Origin of the sequence: Micromonospora sp. NPDC049523, from assembly GCF_040676775.1 — a bacterium.
Taxonomy (GTDB): domain Bacteria; phylum Actinomycetota; class Actinomycetes; order Mycobacteriales; family Micromonosporaceae; genus Micromonospora_G.
The window spans coordinates 379,888-400,058 of record NZ_JBFAPP010000002.1; the positions used below are offsets into that span (position 1 = coordinate 379,888).

Below are 20,171 nucleotides of genomic sequence, written 5' to 3' on the forward strand. Positions count from 1 at the left end.
ACGGAGGCGACGACATGCGGGTGGTGATCGCGGAGGATGCCGCGATGATGCGCGAAGGGCTGGTCCGGCTGCTCACCGACCGAGGTTTCGAGGTGTGCGCGGCGGTGGCCGACGCGGATGCGTTGCGGTCCGCGGTTGCCGCCGACGTACCGAATGTAGCCATCGTCGACATCCGGATGCCGCCGACGCACACCGACGAGGGACTGCGCGCCGCGATCGACATCCGACGCGACCACCCCGACGTCGGTGTGCTGGTGTTCTCCCAGTACGTGGAGACCCGCTACGCGACCCGCCTGCTCGCCGACCGGCCGGCCGGCGTCGGATACCTGCTCAAGGACCGGGTCGCCGACGTCGCCGATTTCGTGGACGCGTTGACCCGGGTGGCATCAGGTGGCACCGCGCTGGATCCCGAGGTGGTCGGCCACCTGATGCGGGCCGGGCAGGACACGACCGGGGTGGCGTCGTTGACCCCACGGGAGCGTGAGGTGCTTTCGCTGATGGCCGAGGGACGATCCAACGCCGGGATCGCGGCGGCGCTTGTCATCACTTCCGGAGTCGTAGAGAAACACGTGGCGAACATCTTCGCGAAACTCGGTTTGCCGTCCTCGGACAGCGACAACCGCCGGGTCCTGGCCGTCCTGCGCCACGTCAGCGGCGGCTGATGTCACCTGGGCTCGGGGCCTGCAAGGCCGCCGCGACCTGGACGACGTCCAGGTCGACCACGACCTCGTCCCCGTCCCACACGCCCCGCGACGCGATCGCCAGGCCGATCAACGCCAACGCGGCGGCGTCGGCACGCAGGTCGTACTCCTCGCGACTCTCCTCGCCGGTCTGACCCGGCTCGTCGCGCTCCCACGCGGCGACCGCCGCCTCCGCTACAGACCGGGGCAACCGTACGCTGACCCGACCGACCTGAGGGTCAAGGTGCGCCCCGATCGCAGCCAGCGCGGCACGGTCCTGTCGGTACCTCGTGTACTGCTGCTCCCGGTCGTCCACGATCGCCGAGGGTATCGGGCGCGTACTAGATGTTGGTCAGGCTCTCGGCGGCGTCGCTGTAGCGGCCGCCCTGGACCTGGATTTTGGACGCGGCGCTGTCGATCTCGGCGAGTTCGTCGGCGGACAGGTCGATGTCGGCGGCGGCCAGGTTCTCCTCCAGCCGGTGCGGCTTGGTGGTGCCGGGGATCGGGACGATCCACGGCTGCTGCGCCAGCAGCCAGGCCAGGGCGATCTGGCCGGGGGTGGCGCCCCTGCGCTCGCCGATGCCGGTGAGCAGGTCGACCACGGCCCGGTTGTGTTCGAGGGCGTCCGGCGCGAACCGCGGGATGCTGCTGCGGATGTCGTTGCTCGGGTCGAAGCTGGTCGACGCGGTGATGGTGCCGGTGAGGAAACCCCGGCCGAGCGGGCTGAACGGTACGAAGCCGATGCCCAGCTCCGCGCACGTGGCGAGCACGTCCTCCTCGGGGCGACGCCACCACAGCGAATATTCGCTCTGCACGGCGGCCACCGGCTGGACGGCGTGCGCGCGACGGATCGTGCCGGCCGCCGCCTCGGAGAGGCCGAAGTGTTTCACCTTGCCGGCCGCGATCAGCTCCCCGACCGTGCCCGCGACGTCCTCGATCGGCACCTGCGGGTCGACCCGGTGCTGGTAGTAGAGGTCGATGGTGTCGACACCGAGGCGCCGCAACGAGCCCTCGACGACCTTCCTGATGTGGTCGGGGCGGCTGATCACCCGCCCGGTCGACTTGAGTTCGACCTGATCGATGTCCCAGCCGAACTTGGTAGCGATCACGACCTGGTCGCGGTACGGCGCCAGCGCCTCACCGACAAGTTCCTCATTGACGTACGGGCCGTAGACCTCGGCGGTGTCGAAGAAGGTGACGCCACGGTCCACGGCGGCGCGGACCAGCGAGATCATGTTCTGTCGGTCGGGCCGATCGCTGTATCCGCTGCTCATGCCCATGCAGCCGAGACCGATGGCGGAGACCTGGGGGCCGTTGGTGCCGAGGGTGCGCTTGTCCATGGTTCAACACGGTAGTAGGCCGCGCGGATCGCCGGGAGTGTCCGGCAGGGCCTCCCAGCAGCGTCTCCGGCCGGGCATAGGACCTAGTTGATATCCGAAGGACATTCACGATTGACCGGCCGGACAGTTCCGCCGGGCGCCCGTACACGTTTTGATCGAGGGTAGCGCGATCGTCACAAGGAGTGGAGTCATCGCCATGAGCCGCAACCAGGAGCCGATCAACGCGGGCGTGATCCGTGCGTCCGCCGACCTCACCTGGCAGCAGCACCAGCCCGGTGGCAACAGCTGGCAACCCGGCACCTGCCGGCAGTGCACCCGCGACGGTTGCCCCCAACTGACCTGGGCGACCCGCGTACGCGCCAGCGGCCTGGCGGCACAGCGCAACGTCGGGTGATCGGCCCGCCCACGGCTTGTCCGTCAACTCGTCCGCTGGTTCGCGTCGGTTGTCCCCGAGGCCTGCTGCACGTTGCCGGTGGGGGAGCGTGCAGCAGGGTGGTCCCGAGCAGGGGCAGCGGACGGGCGTCAGGGGGTCAGGTTGACGGTGTAGTTCTCCGCGCGGATGTCGACCCCGCGCAGGCCCAGGTGGCGGTCGCCGATGCGCTGGTTCCAGATGCACGAGTCGAAGGCGAAACCGGGCGCGAACATGGTCGGGTCCGAACCGGCCCAAAAGGCGCCGTCGGCGGCCTCGGCGAAAAAGTACGCGACCCTGACGTCGGTGATCAGGACCAGGGCGGTCTGCCCGGAGTCGAGGATCCACCAGCCACGGGTTCCCCAGATTCCCCAGGCCGAGCAGGTGACCGGGCTGTAGTAGGCGATGACCATCTGGATCCGGGGACCGTAGCTGTTGCGGAAGGACAGTCGTCGGGTCACGTTCACGCCCTGCTCCGGGCGCGCCTTCGGGTCGAACGGCGTACGGGCCGGGGTGATGCCGGGGGACTCGCTCACGTACAGGCCGGAGGGTTGGTCGGACCGGGCGGCGAGCGCGGGTGAGGGCGCGTCGCCGTACGCCCCGGTGGGGTCGGTACGCAGGAGGCCGCTGCTCGGGGTTGTTCCCGCTTCGGCTGCACCCGTGCTGAGGAGGCCGCCGGCACCCAGGCCGAGCAGGGCGCCCGTGCGGAGAACTGTTCGTCGGTTGATCGGCGCGTCGTCGGATCGGCTCATTCGCCCATCGTCACGGGGCGCCGGGCTGTCCGAGCAGATCCCGGACGTACGACTCCGAGAGGCGATCCCGCTGGTGTACGGCTGGGTCGTCGGCCGCGTCGCGCTGATCGTCGGCTGGCCGTGCACACTGTCAACGGTGTGGTCGTGCGCCCCGAGCAGCTGACGATCAACGACGCGGACCTACTCTATCCCCTGCGGTCGGGCCGGTTCGGCCAGCGGTTGGCGCCGGCAGCAGGTCGGTGATCAGCGCCCCTGCGCCTGTACGTCGCCGTCGGCGCGGGCTCCGGCGGCGCGGAGGGTGCCGATGGTGGCGCCGAGGTGTTCGAGGTCGCGCTTCGGCAGCGCCGATCCGAGCCGTACGTCGAGTTCGTTCTCGACCGTGGCGGTGGCCTCGGCGAGCAGGGATTCACCTGCGGGGGTCAGCTCGATGATCGAGGAGCGCCGGTCCACGGGGTGCGGTCGGCGTACGCACAGCCCGTTCGCCTCGATCCGGTCGACGCTCTTGCTGGCGGCCCCGACCGTGATCGACACCTCGCGGGCGAGGTCGTACACCCGGCACCCCTCGGTACGGGCGATCACCTGCATCAGGTCGTACCTGCCCAGCGGGAGATCGAACTCGGCGCGCAGACGCTGGTCGACCGCGTTCCACATCTCGGTCTCCAGGCGTACCAGGTCGGTGAAGAGCTGCTTGAGATCCATCACACCGCACTTAGATTCCGTGGAATTAACTTCCGTGGCAACTTGTTGGGCCGGAGGCACCACCACGTCGAGTCTAGGTAGTGAGCCCCTCACGGGGTCGGATGGAGATGGATCATGAGCAGGGAACAGCGGATCGCGCTCGACCAGATGATCCGGCAGGCCCCGGCGCGGGAGGGCCTGGCCGAACAGCGGGCCGGGTACGACCAGCTGATGCGGGCGCTGCCGCTGGCCGAGGGAGCCCGGACGAAGGTGTCGACGCTCGGCGGCGTACCCGTGGTCGACATCGAGCGGACCGGGGCCGAGGACGTCATCCTCTACCTGCACGGCGGCGCGTACACGCTGGGCAGCGCGGAGGCGTTCGCGGGGCTCTCGTCCGACCTCGGCCGCCGGGCAGGGGCGCGGGTGGTCAACGTCGACTACCGGTTGGCGCCGGAGCACCCGTACCCGGCGGCGCTCGAAGACGCGGTGGCCGCGTACCGGGGGCTGCTCGACAGCGGCGTACCGGCGAACCGGATCGCGATCGCCGGAGACTCGGCGGGCGGTGGTCTGGCCCTGGCAACCCTGGTGAGGCTGAGAGGCGAGGGCATTGCGCTGCCGGTCGCGGCCTTCGTGATCTCGCCGTGGGCCGACCTGACTCTGAGCGGGGCGAGCATGAGCGCCAAGCGCGCGGCCGAACCGATCCTCAGCGAGGAAAACCTGCGGGAGCGGGCCGCCGGGTACGCCGGCAGCCACAGTGTCAAAGACCCGCTGATCAGCCCCGTGTTCGCGGACCTCGCCGGGCTGCCGCCGCTGCTGATCCAGGTCGGGTCGAACGAGATCCTGCTCGACGACGCGACCCGGCTCGCCACCGTGGCGGCGAGCGCCGACGTCGCGGTGACGCTCGAGGTGACACCGGAGGTGCCGCACGTGTTCCACTCGTTCGCGGCCGTACTCGGTGAGGCCGACGCCGCTCTGGGCAGGGCGGGCGACTTCCTGCGCGCCCACTTCACGGCATAGCGCACGGGGGAGAGGCGGCGGCGCGGGGACGACGTTGGCCCCGCGCCGCCGGGTCCGGCCTCAGCTCTGAGGCTCGATCCAGATGTTGCGGTAACGGACGTTGGCGCCAGCGTCGCCGTGGTCCTGGAGCTTGATCGGACCGATCGCCGGGCTCTCGGCGGCACCGCCACCGGTCGAACCGTCGATCTCCACGTTGTTGTGCACGGTCACGCCGTTCCAGACCACGGTCACCCGGGCGTTCTCGGTCTTGGTGGTCCCGTTCCACCGGGCCGCCCGGAACGTGATCTCGTACGTCTGCCAGGTCTCCGGCGCCGTCGCCCGGTTACTGTCCGGGGCCCGCTTCTGGTAGAAACCGCCGCACTCGTTGTCGGCCGGGGTGGTGTCGCCGAACGAGTCCAGCACCTGCAACTCGTACCGGTCCTGGAGGTAGATGCCGCTGTTGCCGCGCGCCTGGCCGGTGACCTCCGGCGGCAGGTTCGGGATCCAGAACTCGGCGTGCAGCTTGAAGTCGCCGAAGCTCTGCTTCGTACGCAGATCGCCACCGAGCACCTCGGCCGAACCGTTCGACACCGGCCAGGTCGGCGCGGCCCCGTTGGTGTGCTCCCAGTTCGCCGACAGGTTCGTGCCGTCGAACAGGTTGATCCGGGTCGGCGGCGCCGCGGTGCCGTACGCCTCGAACTCGTAGATCCGGGCCGCGTTGTCGGTGGTGCTCGTCGCCGCGGTGATGTTCAGCCGGACGTAGCGGGCCTGGACCGCGGTGATGTTGTGGGTGGTGGTCGAGGCGGTGTTGCCGGTGACCGTGGCCGCCGTCGACCAGGTGGTGCCGTTGGTGCTGGTCGCGATCGTGAAGTCACGCGTGTTCCAGGCGGTGTTCTCCCCGCCCGCGCCCGCGTGCGCGACCACGAAACGGCTCACCGACTGGGCCTGTCCCAGATCTACCTGGAGCCACTTCGAGGCACCGAGCGAACACCACTTGTCGGTGCCGCCGCCGGTGACGCTGCCGTTGACCGCCTTCGCCGGGGCCTCGTTGGCGTTGCACGAGGAGTCGGCGGTGGCCGGTTTGCCCAGCGCCAGGTTCGTGGTCGGCGGCGGAGCCGACCCGCCGTACGCCTCGAATTCGTAGATCCGGGCGGCGTTGCCGCCGGCCTGCTCACCCGCGGTGATGTTCACCCGGACGTACCTTGCCTGGACCGGGGTGATGTTGTGGGTGGTGGTCGAGGCGGTGTTGCCGGTGACCGTGGCGACCGTCGACCAGGTGGTGCCGTTGGTACTGGTCGCGAGGGTGAAGTCGCGGGTGTTCCAGGACGCCTGCTCACCACCGGCCCCGGCGTGCTGGAGCACCAGCCGGTTCACCGTCTGGGCCTGGCCCAGGTCGACCTGGAGCCACTTCGAGGTGCCGGTCGAACACCACTTGTCCAGCACACCGCCGGTGACGCTGCCGTTGACCGCCTTCGCCGGGCCCTCGTCGGCCTTGCACGACGAGTCGGCGGTGGCCACCTTGCCCAGCGCCAGGTTCGGCTGGGCGGCGGTGCCGGGAATGTTGTTCAGGGTGTACCAGGCCTCGGTGCTCCACAGCGACTGGCCGGTGTTCGAGGTGAACGGGCGGGGCGAACGGACGTACACCACCCGGTCGGGTTGCAGACCGTTGATCACCAGGTTGACTCGTCTGCCGTCCGCCGACAGGGTCGCCGACGAGACGGTCAGGGTCTGCAGGTTCAGCTTCGGGCCGCCGTACGCCGCGGTCGGCTGGTAGCGCCACTGCTGCACCTTGTACGAGGTGGCCAGCGCCGCCGCGGTCGCCGCCGACAGGGGCTGGGTGTACTCCATCTCGAAACCGGTGGCCGTCGCCCGCATCGCCAGGATGTCGAACGTGTTCGCCCCGTTCGGGGTCAGCTTCTGCAATCCGTAGCTGAGCTTGCCCTCCTGGCCCCAGTTGCCGCCCGCACCGAGCCCACCGGCGTAGATCGCGCCGTCCGGCCCCTGGGTCAGCTCGGTGACCCCCGCCTCCAGGCCCTGCGTCAACCGGAACAGGGCGCCCTGGTACTCGCCGTTGACCTTCTCCAGGTACGCCCGCTGGATCCCGCCGTACGTCACGTCGGAGATCAGCATCTGGCCGGCGAAGGTGCCGGTGTTCAGGTAGACCGGGGTGCTCGGCGAGTTCGCGATCTCGTTCTGCGGCATCCACAGCACCGGCTGGGTCACCGGACGGGAGTCGAACGGGCCCGCCGGGTTCATGTAGTGGTTGAAGAACCGGTCCTGCTTGACGTGCAGCAGCTTCGACGACGGCAGCCAACCGCCCTGGTTGTCGGTGACGAAGATGCCGCCCTCCGGACCCCAGCCGATGCCGTGCGGCGTACGCAGACCGCCTGCGACGTAACTGACCGCCCCGGTGGTCCGGTTCACCTTGATGGTGGTGCCCCGGTTCGGGGCCGGCTGCGGGTCGGTGGTGTTCCCGCCCAGGTTGATCGAGACGGAGAGGTTCAGGTAGAAGAACCCGTCCTGGTAGAGCAGGCCGAAGCCGAACTCATGGAAGTTACCGCCGAACGGCCAGGTCGCGACCGTACGGTAGTCGTCGGTCACCCCGTCGCCGTTGGTGTCGTTGAGTTCGGTCAGCCGGTGTTTCTCCGACACGTAGATCTTGCCGTCCACGATCTTGATGCCCTGGGGTTCCCGTAGCCCGCTCGCCACCCGTTGCGTGGTCACCTGGCCCGGCCCGGTGTTGCCGGTGGTGTTGCCCAGGATCCAGACCTCGCCGAGCAGGTTGTCGGTGCCGCCCCAGGTGGTGATCGCCAGCCGGCCGTCGGGGAAGAAGTCCATCCCGGTGACCTGCGGCTGGAAGCCGTTCGGGCGCAGGTTCGTCAGGTTGTAGCTCGGGTGCACCGAGGTCAGCGGCAGCCCGTCGCCGGGGGTGTCGGTGCTCGCCTCGCACTGCTTCTGGCCGGGGGCGGTCACCCGTACGACGCCGGAGTCGGTGCTGAGCACCGAGTTGGGCACCAGCACGTACGACGAGGCGCCCGGCGGCTGCCAGTGCAGGGTGATCTGCTGGTCGGCGCCGCGCTCGAAGTGGTCGATGCGCAGCGAGTGGTAACCCGCGGTCAGGGTGATCGAGCCGTCGACCGGCGGGTTCGCGCCGTGCAGCCCGTCGTGGTCGATCACCACGGTGCTGTCGATGGTCAGCCGTGACCCGTCGTCACTGAAAAGCCGGAAGTTGTACGCGCCCGCCTGGGGAACGTTGATGTTGCCGATCACCTGGGTGACGAAGTTGTCGGCGATCCCGCCGAAGTCCGCGGTGGTGGTCCAGTTGATCGTCGGCATCAGCTTGTCGACGTTCGGGGTCTGCCCCGGCTTGAGTACGCAGATCTCCTCCAGCGGCACCTGCACGTCGAAGACCCGCAGCGTGACGCCGGGTTCCTGCGGCGGCGGGGCCAGCGCCGACAGTGGGCCTGTGGCGTGGACCGGCGCGGCGGCACGGATCGGGCCCGCCGAGGCGGGCGAGGGCAGGGTGGCGGGTATTACCAGGGCGAGGGAGGCAACTGCGAGGGCATGGCGAAGCCATCGTCTGTCCATGGTGTCTCCTGGGCGCGGTGGGACGGGACGGTCCACATGCGACGCCCCGTCGAGGACTGGCCCGGAGACACCGACTCGGAGGCCAGCCACGCCGACGATGTAACTTCGCCGATACGTCGCGCTGAGGTTGGCGTCACACTAATCGACACGCGTCGAATTCGCTACGCCTTTCGCGTCGATCGGCACAACTTCCGATCGACGGATACAAAAGTCTCCGGTGGCTCGCCCCGCCGACCGGCACGGGCCGGCGGGGCGAGCGGCACAGGACTCAGTCGCGGCCGAGGAAGATCGGGTTGGTCAGCGCCACCATCGCGTTCGGGGTGGTGGTGTTCGGGCCACCTGAGGCGCGGCGCACCTCGGCGCGTACCCAGCGGCTGTAGCGCGGGTAGGTGGTCCAGCGGACCGTCGCGGTGCCGCTGTCCGGCACCGGCTCGGTGTACTCCTTGCCGAGCTGGTCGAGGATCGTCACCGTCGTACCCGGTACGCCGGAGACCGCCACCTCGACCGTGACCGGGGTGCCGATCTCCGCCTTCAGTCGCTCACCGATCCCGGCGGTACGACCGTCGGCGCTCGCCGTGAAGGAGAGGTTCACCGCCGACGACTCGGCCAGCCACGACCGGCCCGCCTTCAGCCCGGCCAGCAGCGGCTCCCGGCGCAGGTTGTCGGCGTACACGACGGTGTGCGGCAGCGCCACGGTCTGGCCGGGGCTGTGCGCGTCGGAGTTGCCGATCGCCGGGATCCACCGACCCGCCCGCAGCAGGCCGTCCCAGTGGGTGACCGCCTGCTGGTCCTCGTCGGTCCACGGACCGTTCCAGATCTCCACCAGGTCCGCGATCTCGTACCCGAACTCGTACGTGCAGCCGAAGCAGTTCGCGAACGGGTGTGCGGCGGTGACCAGGCCACCGGCCTTGTGCACCTGCTCGGTGAAGCGGCGGAAGTCGGCCGGGTCGGCGGCCCGGTAACGCCAGTCGATCCACTTGCCGGCCGGCAGCCCGATCGCCGGCCAGTGCCCGGACCGGGTGGTGACCTCCTCCCCGTTGAGGATCAGCAGGTCGTCGGTGGCGTGCTCGCCCCACTGCAACGACGAACTGGACGTGTTGTGGTCGGTGGAAACCATGAAGTCCAGGCCGGCGGCGCGGGCCTCGGCGACCAGCTCCGGCGGCGTACGGCGACCGTCGGAGTGGACCGTGTGCAGGTGCGCGTCGCCCCGGTACCAGGCCCGACCGCGCTGCTTCGCCGGAGCGGTCGCCGGGGCCGGGTTCGGCTTGAACGGCTTGCCCTGCGGGCCGAAGTGCAGGGTGATCTGCACCTGGTAGTTCAGCCCCTGCGGCGCCACCGTGTACGGGCCGAGGATCACGTGCCAGGTGCCGGCCGTGATCGGTCCGGCGAGGTAACCCGGCGTCGCCTCCGAGGCGCTGATCGAGAACCGGTCGCGGAAACCGCCGGACCAGCCCCGGAAGCCGCGCTCGTTGCCGAGCTGGTGGCCCTCCGGCCCGAACATGCCGATGTCGCAGGCGTTGCCCCGGGTGCCGGCGGGGACGGCCGGCTTGTCGTACGAGTAGACGACGTCGATCTGGTTCACCCCGCGCGGCACCTGGACCGGCAGGTAGTACCAGTCGTCGATGCTCGGGGTGAAGGTGCCGGTCACGGTCTTGGTCTGCTGCGTCGTACCGGTCGTGCCGGTCTCGTCGGTGCTGGGTGCGGCGAACGCGACGCCGGGAAGCAGGTTGATCGTGGCACCAGCGGCCAGGACGCCACCGGTACGCAACAGGTTGCGCCGGGTCAGGTCTCCGGAAGACATGCGTACCTCCGCATTGTTGACGGTCGGGCCGACGCTAGGCCCGCAGAGGTACGGAAAAACCACCAGTAAGTGAACAATGATCGAGATGTCCGAGTACGTCGCCCCACGGCAGGTCACCCGGTCGGTGGCGACACCGCAGCGGCCTCGGTGGTGTTCAATGTAGACGCGCGCGAGCCGTGGGAGGTATCACGATGTCCGAGGTCGCCGTCGCGATCGAACCGCACACACCCGTCGCGGCCGAACGGCTGGACGCACTCGCCGGAGGGCTCGCCGACGACCTCCGTACGGTCCGTGGACTGCGGGTCGGGCACGCCGGCTCCACCGCCGTCGGCCCCGGCAAGTCACCCCAGGCGTGGGAACTCGGCATGCTCGTGGTCAGCGGCGTCTTCTCGGCCGCCACCATGGGGGCGATCGCCCAGATCGCGGTCGCGTACATCAACCGGGCCAACGCGCGGTCGATCAGGCTGCGCAGCGGCGAGAACGAAATCGAGATCACCGGCTCGACCCGCCTCGACGACCCCGTACTGGTCGCCCAGCTCGAAAAGATCTTCGGCACCGGGTCGGCTCCGGCCAGCGGCGCACCCGCTCCGCTGGGCGGCGGGGACGGGCCTCGGGCGGTCGAGGGCGACCGCGGCGCCGACACCGGTCGCTGAGCGACGATGGGACGCCGCCTCGCCCTGCTGATCGCCAACGACCGGTACATCGACGAGTCGCTGTCCGACCTCTACGCGCCGCGCGAGGAGGCCCGCGACCTGTCCAGCCTGCTGGCGGACGTCGACGTCGGCGCGTTCGACCACACCGTACTGCTGGAGAACGAGTCCAAGAGCGCGGTCGAGCGGGCGATCGAGTCGATGCTGCGTACGGCCGGGCCGGAGGACCTGATCCTGCTCTACTTTTCCGGCCACGGCATCCGCAGCAACAAACGTGGCCGGCTCTACCTGGCGGTGGCGAACACCGAACTCGACGCGCTGTCGTCCACCGCCATCTCCGCCTCCTTCGTCCGCGAACTGCTCGACGAATCCGACGCGGCCAGCTCGGTCATCCTGCTCGACTGCTGCTACAGCGGCGCCTTCGACGGCCAGGGCCTCAAGTCCACCGACGACCTGCCGATCGACGGTGAGCTGAGCGCCGGCTACGGGCGCTACGTCATCACCGCCACCAACTCCGTCGAGCGGGCCGACGACGGCCGCCCCGCCACCGAGATCACCCCACGGCTGCGGTCCGCGTTCACCGAGACGATCATCCAGGGACTGAGCACCGGCGCCGCCGACATCACCGGCATCGGGCGGATCACCCCCGAAGACCTCTGGCGGTACGTGCGGATGGAGCTGCCCCGGCGGGCGCCCAACCAGTCACCGTGCCAGTTCGGCCGGGCCAGCGACGAAATCCACATCGCCCTGTCCCGGGACGGCCACCACCGCCAGCGCCGCCACCGCGACCAGCGGGAAATCCGCCTCGGTGACCTGCTCGGCCCGCTCGAACCCAGCGACGACGTACGCCTCTGCGCCACCGAATGGCGCCGCCGCGGCCTGCTCAAGGTGCCGATCGGGCAGGCCCAGCGGATCGACCAACCGGCCGGCGAACCCGTCTGGCTCGACCTCGCCGCCACCGAGGGACACCTGCTGCTCGTCGGCCGCGCCGGCACCGGCAAGACCACCCTGCTGCGCACCATCATCGGCGGGCTCGCGCTCACCCACACCGACACCGAGGTGGCGTTCTACTGCCTCGAATCCGGCGGCAACTGGCTCGGCCCGATGCGCCGGCTGCCACACGTACGGGCGGTCGTCGGCGACGACGAGGTGGGCGAGGTCCGCAAGCTGCTCGACCAGCTCGAACAGGACGTACTGCGGCGCAAGCAACTGTTCCGCGACCACGAGCTGGAATCACCGACCAGCCTGCGCGCCAAGCGGGCAATGCTGGGCTCCGGACCGTACCCGGACGTCTTCCTCGTGGTCGACCGCTGGCAGGACTTCGCCACGCTGATCCACGACTTCGCACCGAGGGTCATCGACCTCGCCAACAAGGGCCTCGGGTACGGCATGCACGTCGCCGTACTCGACCGGAGCTGGCGGACCATCCCCGAGGAACTGCTCGAACTGCCCCAGTCGCGGATCGAGACCCGGCTGACCCAGCCGCACGAGTCACTGGTCAACCCGGACCACGCCGGTCGCCTGCCGAACCTGCCCGGCTGGGCCATCCACGGCCGGCAGACCTTCCGCATCGCCCTGCCCGACCTGGCCCCGAGCGAGGTCGACGTCGACACCGAGCCGGTGGACGGCGCACCGGACGGCGCGGCGCTGCTGGTGGCGACGATCGCGGAGGCGTGGCAGCCGCAGGGGCCGGGCGGCGACGGACCGCCGGGAGGGACCATCGGCGGCCTGCCCCCGTGGGGTGAGGACGGCGGCCAACCACGGACCATCGTGGTGCCGCAGACCGACCCGGGCGACCTGACGACCCCGGTGCAGACGGTGCGGACGCCGGAGACGGTTCCGCCGCCGAGCGAGGTGCTGACCGTGCTCGGGGTGCCGAACTACGCCGCGCTGCTGGAGTTCAGCGGGGCCGCCACCCCGGTCGGGGCCGAATACCTGCGGGTGCCGATCGGCATCGACGAAGACGGCGAACCACTGCACCTCGACATCAAGGAGGCCGCGCAGGGCGGCGACGGCCCGCACGGCCTGCTCGTCGGCGCGACCGGCTCCGGCAAGAGCGAACTGCTCCGTACGCTGGTCACGGCGCTGGCGATGCGGCACACACCGGACGAGCTGAACTTCGTACTGATCGACTACAAGGGCGGGGCCACCTTCGGCCCACTGGCCCAACTCCCGCACACCGCCGCGGTCATCACCCACCTCGCCGACGACCTGTCGCTGGTCGAGCGGGCGGTCGAGGCGTTGCAGAGCGAGCTTCAACGCCGGCAGGAGGTGCTGCGCGGAGCCGGCAACCTGGGCGGCCGGTGGGAGTACGAACGGGCCCGGCAGAGCCGCCCGACCCTGCCCCCGATGCCCACCCTGCTGGTCATCTGCGAGGAGTTCTCCGAACTGCTCACCGCCAAGCCGGACTTCGCCGACGTGTTCCTCCTGATCGGACGGATCGGACGCAGTCTCGGCGTACACCTGCTGCTGGCCAGCCAGCGGATCGAGGAGGGCCGGCTGCGGGGCCTGGAGAGCCACCTGTCGTACCGGATCGGGTTGCGCACCTTCTCCGCCGCGGAGTCCCGAGCCGTGCTCGGCGTCGCCGACGCGTCCGAACTGCCCACCACCCCCGGACACGGCTACCTCAAGGTCGGCCCGGAACTGACCCGCTTCCGGGCCGGGTACGTCTCCGGCCCCTACCTCGCCCACGTGCCGCCGCAACTGGCCGGGGACCGCGAACTGGGCGACAGCACCGTGCTCGACGTGGTGATCTCGCGGCTGCGCGGCACCGGGACACCCGCCCGCCCGATCTGGCTGCCGCCGCTCGGCGACCCGCCCGGCCTCGACACGCTCATGGACCTGGTCGAAGACCCGGTTTACGGCCTGATCGCGGCGAAACGTGACCTGCTGACCGTGCCGGTGGGCATCGTCGACCTGCCCGGCGAGCAGCGCCAGGACCCGCTGCTGCTGCACTTCGGCGCCGGCCAGCAAAGCAACGTCGCCGTCGTCGGCGCGGCCCGCAGCGGCAAGAGCACCCTGGTCGCCTCGATCATCGCCGCGCTCGCGCTCACCCACACCCCACGCGAGGTGCAGTTCTTCTGCCTCGACTTCGGTGGTGGCTCGCTGGCCAACCTGGCGAGCCTGCCGCACCTGTCCGGCCTCGCCACCCGCCGCGAGCCCGAGGCCGTACGCCGTACCGTCGCCGAGGTCGAGAACATCGTCGACGAGCGCGAGGCACGGTTCGGCCAGTTGGGCATCGACTCCGTCGCTGCCTACCGCGACCGGCGGGCGGCCGGTGAGTTCCCCGAGGACCCGTTCGGCGACCTGTTCGTCGTGGCCGACGGCTGGAGCGCGCTGCGCCAGGACTACGAGGAACTGGAGGAGGCGATCACCACCCTCGCCGCCCGGGGGCCGGGTGTCGGGGTGCACGTCATCCTCACCGCGGTCCGGTGGACGGAGATCCGACCGGCACTGCGTGATCTGCTCGGCATCCGGCTGGAGTTGCGTCTCGCCGACCCGACCGAGTCCGAGATCGACCGCCGGGCGGCGCGGAACGTCTCCGGTCACGGACCCGGTCGGGGCCTGACCGCCGACAAGCGGCACTTCGTCGCCGCCGCACCCCGCATCGGCGGCAGCGGACTGACCTACCGGGACCAGGCCGAGGCGACCACGGCACTGGCCCGCCGGGTCCGCGAGTGCTGGCCGGGTCAACCCGCGCCGAGCGTACGGCTGCTTCCCCGTACGCTCACCGCCGCCGAACTGGCCACGATCGTCGACCCGGACCGGCCGGGGCTGCCGATCGGGGTCAACGAGGCCGCCCTCGCCCCGGTGTACCTCGAACCCTCGGTCGACCCGCACCTGCTGGTCTTCGGCGACGCCGAGTGCGGCAAGTCCAACCTGCTGCGCCACATCGCCCGTACGATCGTGGCCCGCCACACCCCGGCCGAGGCGCGGATCGTCATCGCCGACTACCGGCGCAGCCTGCTCCGGGCCATCGAGGGTGAACACCTGATCGGCTACGCCGCGTCCAACCAGGCATTCAGCGAGGTGCTGGGCCAGGTCCGCTCGGTGATGCAGGAACGGCTGCCGGGACCAGAGGTCACCCCGGCGCAGCTTCGGCACCGGACCTGGTGGCAGGGACCGGAACTGTACCTGCTGGTCGACGACTACGACCTGGTCGCTACCGGCGGCGGCAACCCGTTGGCGGCCCTGCTCGACCTGCTCCCGCAGGCCCGCGACATCGGCCTGCACCTGATCCTGGCCCGCCGGGTCGCCGGGGTGGCGCGGGCCCAGTTCGAGTCGGTCCTGCAACGCCTGCGCGAACTGGACAGCCCAGGACTGCTGATGTCGGGCAACCGCGAGGAGGGGCCGGTGTTCAACTCGATCCGGCCGACGCCGCTGCCACCGGGCCGGGGCACCCTGGTCCGGCGCCGCGACGGCGTACAGGTCGTGCAGACCGCACTCGCCGAACCCTGAGCCGGCGTCGGCGGCCCCCGTTGCCGTACCGGGCACCGGAGGCCGTCCCGACCCGGGTCAGTCCACGTCGGTGCAGACGTCGTGTGTGGTGCCGTGCACCATCGTGATGGTCTTGTCGAACGTCGGCGTGAACTCGACCCTGAACACCCCGTCGACGATCCACAGGCCACGCGGCAGGGAGCCGGCGTTCTCGCGGAAGCCGAGCAGCACCGGGCCGGTGACGTACCAGGTCATCGAGCCGTCCGTGGCGTAGTCGACCAGCGAGGTGCCGCTCGCGTCCGCCGTGCTGGTCGCCCCGGTCTCCAAGTTCGTGATCTCGTTGATCAGGGCGCCCGTGTACAACTCCCGCTTGGCCGAGCCGTCCGGATACTCGGCCAGCACCAGCTTGCGGACCTCGTCCACCACCGGCTGCACCCGTACGGCGAAGTCACAGCGCGCCCCGGCGGGCATCTCGAACGCCTCCTGCGGGGCCGGCACCCAGCCGCCGTGCCAGCCGCCCGCGGTGCCGGCCGGCGCGGCGGATGCCGTGGCGGGCACGGTCGCCACCAGCAGGGCCGCCGCGATCGCTCCGATGATCGATCTCAGACGCATGGTCACTCCAGTCCTGTCCGCAAGCATGACCGGATCAGCATTGCCCGCCCCGCTCACCAGGTCCTGACCGTCCAGCGGCGCCGGCACGACCCTGCCGGCCGCCCGCGGTACCGGGACTCACCGCCGGCTGACCGGGGCGGCAACCGTTACCGGAGGCCAGACACTCAGTGTTGGTATGGAATTCCGACTGCTCGGCCCCTTCGAAGCACGCCACGACGGACAGGCCGTCGAGGTCGGCAGCCGTCGCCAGGAACGGTGCATCCTTGCCGTACTGCTGCTCGACGTGGGTCGCCTGGTCAGCACCGACCGGCTCATCGACCTGCTCTGGAACGGCCGCCCGCCGGAGTCGCTCCGCAGCGCCGTGCACACGTACATCGGTCGGCTCCGGGCGTCGCTGACGCCGTACGGGGTACGGATCCTCACACGCGGGGACGGCTACCTGGTCGAGGCGGAGGGGCACCACGTCGACGTGGCGGAGTTCACCCAGCTCACCGCCCTGGCCGGTGCGACCACCGATCCCGGCGAACGCGTACGGCTGCTCGACCGGGCGCTGGCCCTGTGGCGCGGACCGCTGCTCGCCGACACCGCCGACGACGAACTCCGGGAACGGCTGCACGGCCCGATCGAGGAACTGCGGCTGACCGGCATCGAGTCACGGGCCCAGGCGCAGCTCGCCCTGGGCCGGCACAGCGTGGTGGTCGGTGACCTGACCCCGCTGGTCAGCCGGTTCCCGACCCGGGAGCAACTCGTCGCCACCCTGATGACCGCGCTGTACCGGGCCTCCCGTCAGGCCGACGCGCTGCTGCTCTACCGGACCACCCGGCAGCGCCTGGTGGACGACCTCGGGGTCGAACCGGGACCGAAGCTGCGGGAGGTGCACCAACGGATCCTGCTCGACGACCGCCGACTCGACCGGCCCGGTCGGCCCGCGTACGAGGTGCGGGTGCGTGACGAGACCCTGCCGTGGAACGTGGGCGGGCATCCGGCGCTGGAGTTCTGCAACACCTTCGCCGGTTGGGGACAGGAACCGCCGCTGCCCGGCTCGGAATGGCTGCGCGGTTACCGCACCCTAGCGGTCTGGGGCGGGTACGTGGGACTGCTCGACGACGTCGAGGTGACCCGACTGGTCGAACTCGCCCGGCGTGATGCCGCCACGGCGCAAGCTGTGCTCGACGAGGTTCGCGCACTGCGTACCCGGTTGTATGCCTGTCTGACCGACCCGGCCGACCGGCGCGCGTTCGACGCGGTGGCGCGGTCCGCGGAGGCCGCCGCGAAGACGCTCGTCTTCGCACGCGACGTGGACGGCGTCGGCCGGTGGCGGCCCGCCGGCACCGCCGGCCTGCGATCACCGCTGTACGCGGTCGCGTGGAGCGCGGCCGAACTGTTGGCCGATCCGCGCCGGCTCACCATCCGGGTGTGCCCCGACCCCCGCTGCGGCTGGCTGTTCCTCGACGAGACCGGTCTGCGCCGCTGGTGCAGCCTCGCGGCCTGCGGCCCGTCGGTGCCGACCGTCCCCTGTCAACCGGCGCAAACCGGGAACGGCAGCCGCTCGGGTTTCGGGACCTCCGCGAAGTGGGCACCTGGTTGGTGACGAAGTCGACCGCGACGGCCGGGAGGTCCTGGTGACCACGTACGGGTTCCACGCATCGCACGAGCAGCTTCCGCCGAGCGAGCTGCTGCGCCAGGTGCAGGCGGCGCAACAGGCCGGATTCAGCCGGGCGATGTGCTCGGACCACTTCGCCCCGTTCGGCCCGGAACAGGGCGAGTCCGGGTTCGCGTGGTCCTGGCTGGGCGCCGCACTCGCCACCACCGACCTGCCGTTCGGTGTGGTCAACGCACCGGGCCAGCGGTACCACCCGGCGATCATCGCCCAGGCCGCCGCGACCCTGGCCGAGATGTTCCCGGACCGGTTCTGGATGGCGGTCGGCAGCGGCGAACTGGTCAACGAGCACATCACCGGGGAACGCTGGCCGGCCAAGGACGAGCGCAATGCCCGGCTGCTCGAATCGGTACAGGTCATGCGGGCGCTGTTCGCGGGCGAGTCGGTCAGCCACCGGGGCCTGGTCACCGTCGACCGGGCGAAACTCTGGACCCGTCCGGCGTCACCGCCGCCGATCTTCGGTGCGGCGGTCAGCCCGGAGACCGCCCGCTGGGTCGGCTCCTGGGCGGACGGCCTGATCACCGTCAACCGGCCGGTGGAACAGCTCCGACCGGTGGTCGAGGCGTACCGCGAGGGCGGCGGTGCGGGCAAGCCGATCAAGTTGCAGGTGCACCTGTGCTGGGACAGGGACGAGGAGAAAGCGCTGCGGATCGCGCACGAGCAGTGGCGTACCGGGATCCTCGGCAGTGACGTGGCCTGGGACCTGGCCATGCCGGCGGAGTTCGCCCGCGCCACCGCGTACGTCCGCCCCGACGACATGCGCGAGCACGTACTGATCTCGAACGACCCCGCCCGCCACACCCAGTGGCTACACGAGTACGCCGACCTGGGCTTCGACGAGATCTACCTACACCACGTAGGCCAGGACCAACGCGACTTTCTGGACACCTTCGCCACCCAAATCCTCCCCGCCCTCACCTGACCCCGCCCGCAGGGCAGCCCTCTTGTAGAGAATCAGGCGCAATTCGGCGCGCGATTGCCCCTCATTCTCTACGAGAGGGCCGGCCAGGGGATGGGGGTTAGGGGGTGGGTTGGTTGCGGTCGGCGGTGCGGCCTAGGGCGACCATTCGTAGGGTGTGCTCGCGTCGTGTCAGCAGGAGCAGGGCGATCACCAGCGTCAGCAGGGGGACCGCGGCGAGTGCCGCCCACTGGGCTGCCACCAGGTAGATCGGGTGGCCCATGTTCATGTTGGACACCGCCCACCCGTCGAAGGTCTGCTCCACCAGCACCACCAGCGCGACGACCGGTGCGAGCAGGACCGCGATCCGCCGGCGTACGGGCCCGTCCATGGTGGTCAGCGCGGCCAGCAGCGCCAGCACGGCTGCGGCGAGAAACGCCAGGTAGAACATGACCTGAGCATCGGAACCGGAGGTCAGTTCGAGATTGCGCCGCGGCACCTTGTTGTCGTGCAGGTGGAACACGTAGAACACCGAGCCGTTCGCGCCGATGCTGTCGCTGGCGAGCCGGTTGATCAGGAAGACCGCGTCGACCGTCGCCAGGGCCAGCACGATGGTCAGCAGTCGTCGGGTGCCGAGCAGTGCGAGTGCGCGGCGGCGCGGCGCCCGTACGGTGACCGCGACGGCGGCGACCAGCCCGAGTACGAGTTGCCACAGGCCGCTGACCGCCGGAATGGGGTTGGAGCCGTACTGCGACGGAAGCAGGGCGATGTCGGTGAGCAGTGCCGCCCAGACGAGGACGATCGCCGGCCGGCGCAGTCCCGCCAGCAGGGCGAGGCAGACCACCGCCCAGGTGCCGAGCGGCAACCAGTCGAGCGCGCCGATTCCGTCGCCGCCGAACGGGTAGTGCTCCGGTCCCGGTGCCGGCGGGATGTTCGATATCACCGCGTGGCCGTTCACGGCGACAAGGGTGAGAGCGGCCAGCAGGCCGGTGACGGCCGCCGCGTCGGACCAGGCCCGGTCGGTCAGCCCGCGGGCGGTCCAACCCAGCCGGGCCCGCAACCCGGCGACGACCAGGTTGACGGTGTCGCCGATGCCGGGCTGCCGTTGGCCGGGTAGGGCGTCCTCCAGCAGCACGCCGAGCATCTCGTCCTCGTAGCGGCGGCGGTGCTCCCAGGGGTAGACGGCCAGCAGTCTCCGGTAGCGGCTCTCCAGGTCCCGGCCGGTCATCCGACGCCTCCCTCGGCGAGCAGGTCACGACGGCGCAGCCGGTTGCCGGCCGTGTTCGCGTTGTGCCGCAGACGGGCGGCTTCCTCGGCGAGCCGCTGCGCGCCCACGGCGGTGAGGCGGTAGTAGCGACGCAGCCGGGACTGCACCACCTCCTCGCGCTCGACCTCGATCAGGCCCTCGGTCCGGAGCCGGTCGAGTACGGCGTAGAGGGTGCCGGCGCGCAGCTTCACCCGGCCGTCCGAGATCTCCAGGACGTCGCCGATGACGCCGTAGCCGTGCTGTGGTGTATCGGCCAGCGCGGTGAGGATCAGGAACGTCGGTTCCGTGAGTGGTGGACTACTCATAGCATCAGCATATACCGAGGAACGGTATATACAGGCCCCTTGAATCCGAGATCGGGGGAGCGCGAAGAGTGAAGTAACTTCAAATTTGCCTTAACTGC

At 70.4% G+C, this 20,171-nt stretch carries 16 protein-coding genes; 7 read left to right on the forward strand and 9 right to left on the reverse strand.

Going from position 1 to position 20,171, the window contains the following annotated elements; translation table 11 throughout:
• Positions 1 to 14: 14 nt before the first annotated feature.
• Positions 15 to 662 (forward strand): response regulator transcription factor, encoded by a 648-nt coding sequence (locus AB0J90_RS04275; protein ID WP_363592183.1) that lies wholly within the window; start codon positions 15 to 17, stop codon positions 660 to 662.
• On the opposite strand, the gene AB0J90_RS04280 is transcribed toward AB0J90_RS04275, so the two are convergent.
• On the reverse strand, positions 649 to 996 hold the full coding sequence (locus AB0J90_RS04280) for a hypothetical protein (RefSeq protein ID WP_363591996.1): 348 nt from the start codon (positions 994 to 996) through the stop codon (positions 649 to 651). The two genes, AB0J90_RS04275 and AB0J90_RS04280, sit on opposite strands and share 14 nt — an antisense overlap.
• A 25-nt stretch (positions 997 to 1,021) precedes the next feature.
• Complete coding sequence (locus AB0J90_RS04285) at positions 1,022 to 2,020, reverse strand: aldo/keto reductase (RefSeq protein ID WP_363591998.1); 999 nt, start codon at positions 2,018 to 2,020, stop codon at positions 1,022 to 1,024.
• Positions 2,021 to 2,216: 196 nt separating this feature from the next.
• On the opposite strand from AB0J90_RS04285, the gene AB0J90_RS04290 reads away from it, so the two are divergent.
• Positions 2,217 to 2,414, forward strand: coding sequence for a hypothetical protein (locus tag AB0J90_RS04290; RefSeq protein ID WP_326556538.1), 198 nt, complete (start codon positions 2,217 to 2,219; stop codon positions 2,412 to 2,414).
• A 128-nt stretch (positions 2,415 to 2,542) separates the two neighbouring features.
• On the opposite strand, the gene AB0J90_RS04295 is transcribed toward AB0J90_RS04290, so the two are convergent.
• Together AB0J90_RS04295 and AB0J90_RS04300 are read right to left on the reverse strand one after the other, a co-directional pair.
• A complete protein-coding gene (locus tag AB0J90_RS04295) occupies positions 2,543 to 3,181 on the reverse strand; it encodes a hypothetical protein (protein WP_363592000.1) in 639 nt (212 codons plus the stop codon).
• 243 nt (positions 3,182 to 3,424) lie between these two features.
• Positions 3,425 to 3,880, reverse strand: a complete 456-nt coding sequence (locus AB0J90_RS04300; protein ID WP_363592002.1) for a MarR family winged helix-turn-helix transcriptional regulator — start codon at positions 3,878 to 3,880, stop codon at positions 3,425 to 3,427.
• 114 nt (positions 3,881 to 3,994) lie between these two features.
• Between AB0J90_RS04300 and AB0J90_RS04305 the strand changes: the two genes are divergently transcribed.
• The gene (locus AB0J90_RS04305) at positions 3,995 to 4,876 is read left to right on the forward strand and encodes an alpha/beta hydrolase (protein WP_363592004.1); all 882 of its coding nucleotides are present in this window, start codon (positions 3,995 to 3,997) and stop codon (positions 4,874 to 4,876) included.
• A 60-nt stretch (positions 4,877 to 4,936) separates the two neighbouring features.
• Here AB0J90_RS04305 and AB0J90_RS04310 read toward each other — a convergent pair whose 3' ends face one another.
• A complete protein-coding gene (locus AB0J90_RS04310) occupies positions 4,937 to 8,443 on the reverse strand; it encodes a family 16 glycoside hydrolase (RefSeq protein WP_363592006.1) in 3,507 nt (1,168 codons plus the stop codon).
• Between the two features lie 268 nt (positions 8,444 to 8,711).
• Positions 8,712 to 10,244, reverse strand: coding sequence for a CehA/McbA family metallohydrolase (locus AB0J90_RS04315; protein ID WP_363592008.1), 1,533 nt, complete (start codon positions 10,242 to 10,244; stop codon positions 8,712 to 8,714).
• 191 nt (positions 10,245 to 10,435) lie between these two features.
• Here AB0J90_RS04315 and AB0J90_RS04320 point away from each other — a divergent pair, with 191 nt between their 5' ends.
• Positions 10,436 to 10,897 (forward strand): hypothetical protein, encoded by a 462-nt coding sequence (locus AB0J90_RS04320; protein WP_363592010.1) that lies wholly within the window; start codon positions 10,436 to 10,438, stop codon positions 10,895 to 10,897.
• Positions 10,898 to 10,903: 6 nt separating this feature from the next.
• Positions 10,904 to 15,352: a type VII secretion protein EccCb gene (gene eccCb / locus AB0J90_RS04325; protein ID WP_363592012.1), complete on the forward strand. Its 4,449-nt coding sequence runs from the start codon at positions 10,904 to 10,906 to the stop codon at positions 15,350 to 15,352.
• Positions 15,353 to 15,409: 57 nt separating this feature from the next.
• Here eccCb and AB0J90_RS04330 read toward each other — a convergent pair whose 3' ends face one another.
• A complete protein-coding gene (locus tag AB0J90_RS04330) occupies positions 15,410 to 15,943 on the reverse strand; it encodes a hypothetical protein (RefSeq protein ID WP_363592014.1) in 534 nt (177 codons plus the stop codon).
• Between the two features lie 175 nt (positions 15,944 to 16,118).
• Here AB0J90_RS04330 and AB0J90_RS04335 point away from each other — a divergent pair, with 175 nt between their 5' ends.
• Both AB0J90_RS04335 and AB0J90_RS04340 read left to right on the forward strand, forming a co-directional pair.
• Complete coding sequence (locus AB0J90_RS04335) at positions 16,119 to 17,534, forward strand: BTAD domain-containing putative transcriptional regulator (protein WP_363592016.1); 1,416 nt, start codon at positions 16,119 to 16,121, stop codon at positions 17,532 to 17,534.
• 31 nt (positions 17,535 to 17,565) lie between these two features.
• Positions 17,566 to 18,525, forward strand: a complete 960-nt coding sequence (locus AB0J90_RS04340) for a TIGR03885 family FMN-dependent LLM class oxidoreductase (RefSeq protein ID WP_363592018.1) — start codon at positions 17,566 to 17,568, stop codon at positions 18,523 to 18,525.
• A 97-nt stretch (positions 18,526 to 18,622) separates the two neighbouring features.
• On the opposite strand, the gene AB0J90_RS04345 is transcribed toward AB0J90_RS04340, so the two are convergent.
• Both AB0J90_RS04345 and AB0J90_RS04350 read right to left on the reverse strand, forming a co-directional pair.
• Positions 18,623 to 19,729, reverse strand: coding sequence for a hypothetical protein (locus tag AB0J90_RS04345; RefSeq protein WP_363592020.1), 1,107 nt, complete (start codon positions 19,727 to 19,729; stop codon positions 18,623 to 18,625).
• Entirely contained in the window at positions 19,726 to 20,073 is a 348-nt protein-coding gene (locus AB0J90_RS04350; protein ID WP_363592022.1) for a helix-turn-helix transcriptional regulator, read from the reverse strand. The genes AB0J90_RS04345 and AB0J90_RS04350 overlap by 4 nt, the downstream gene beginning before the upstream one ends.
• Positions 20,074 to 20,171 lie beyond the last annotated feature (98 nt).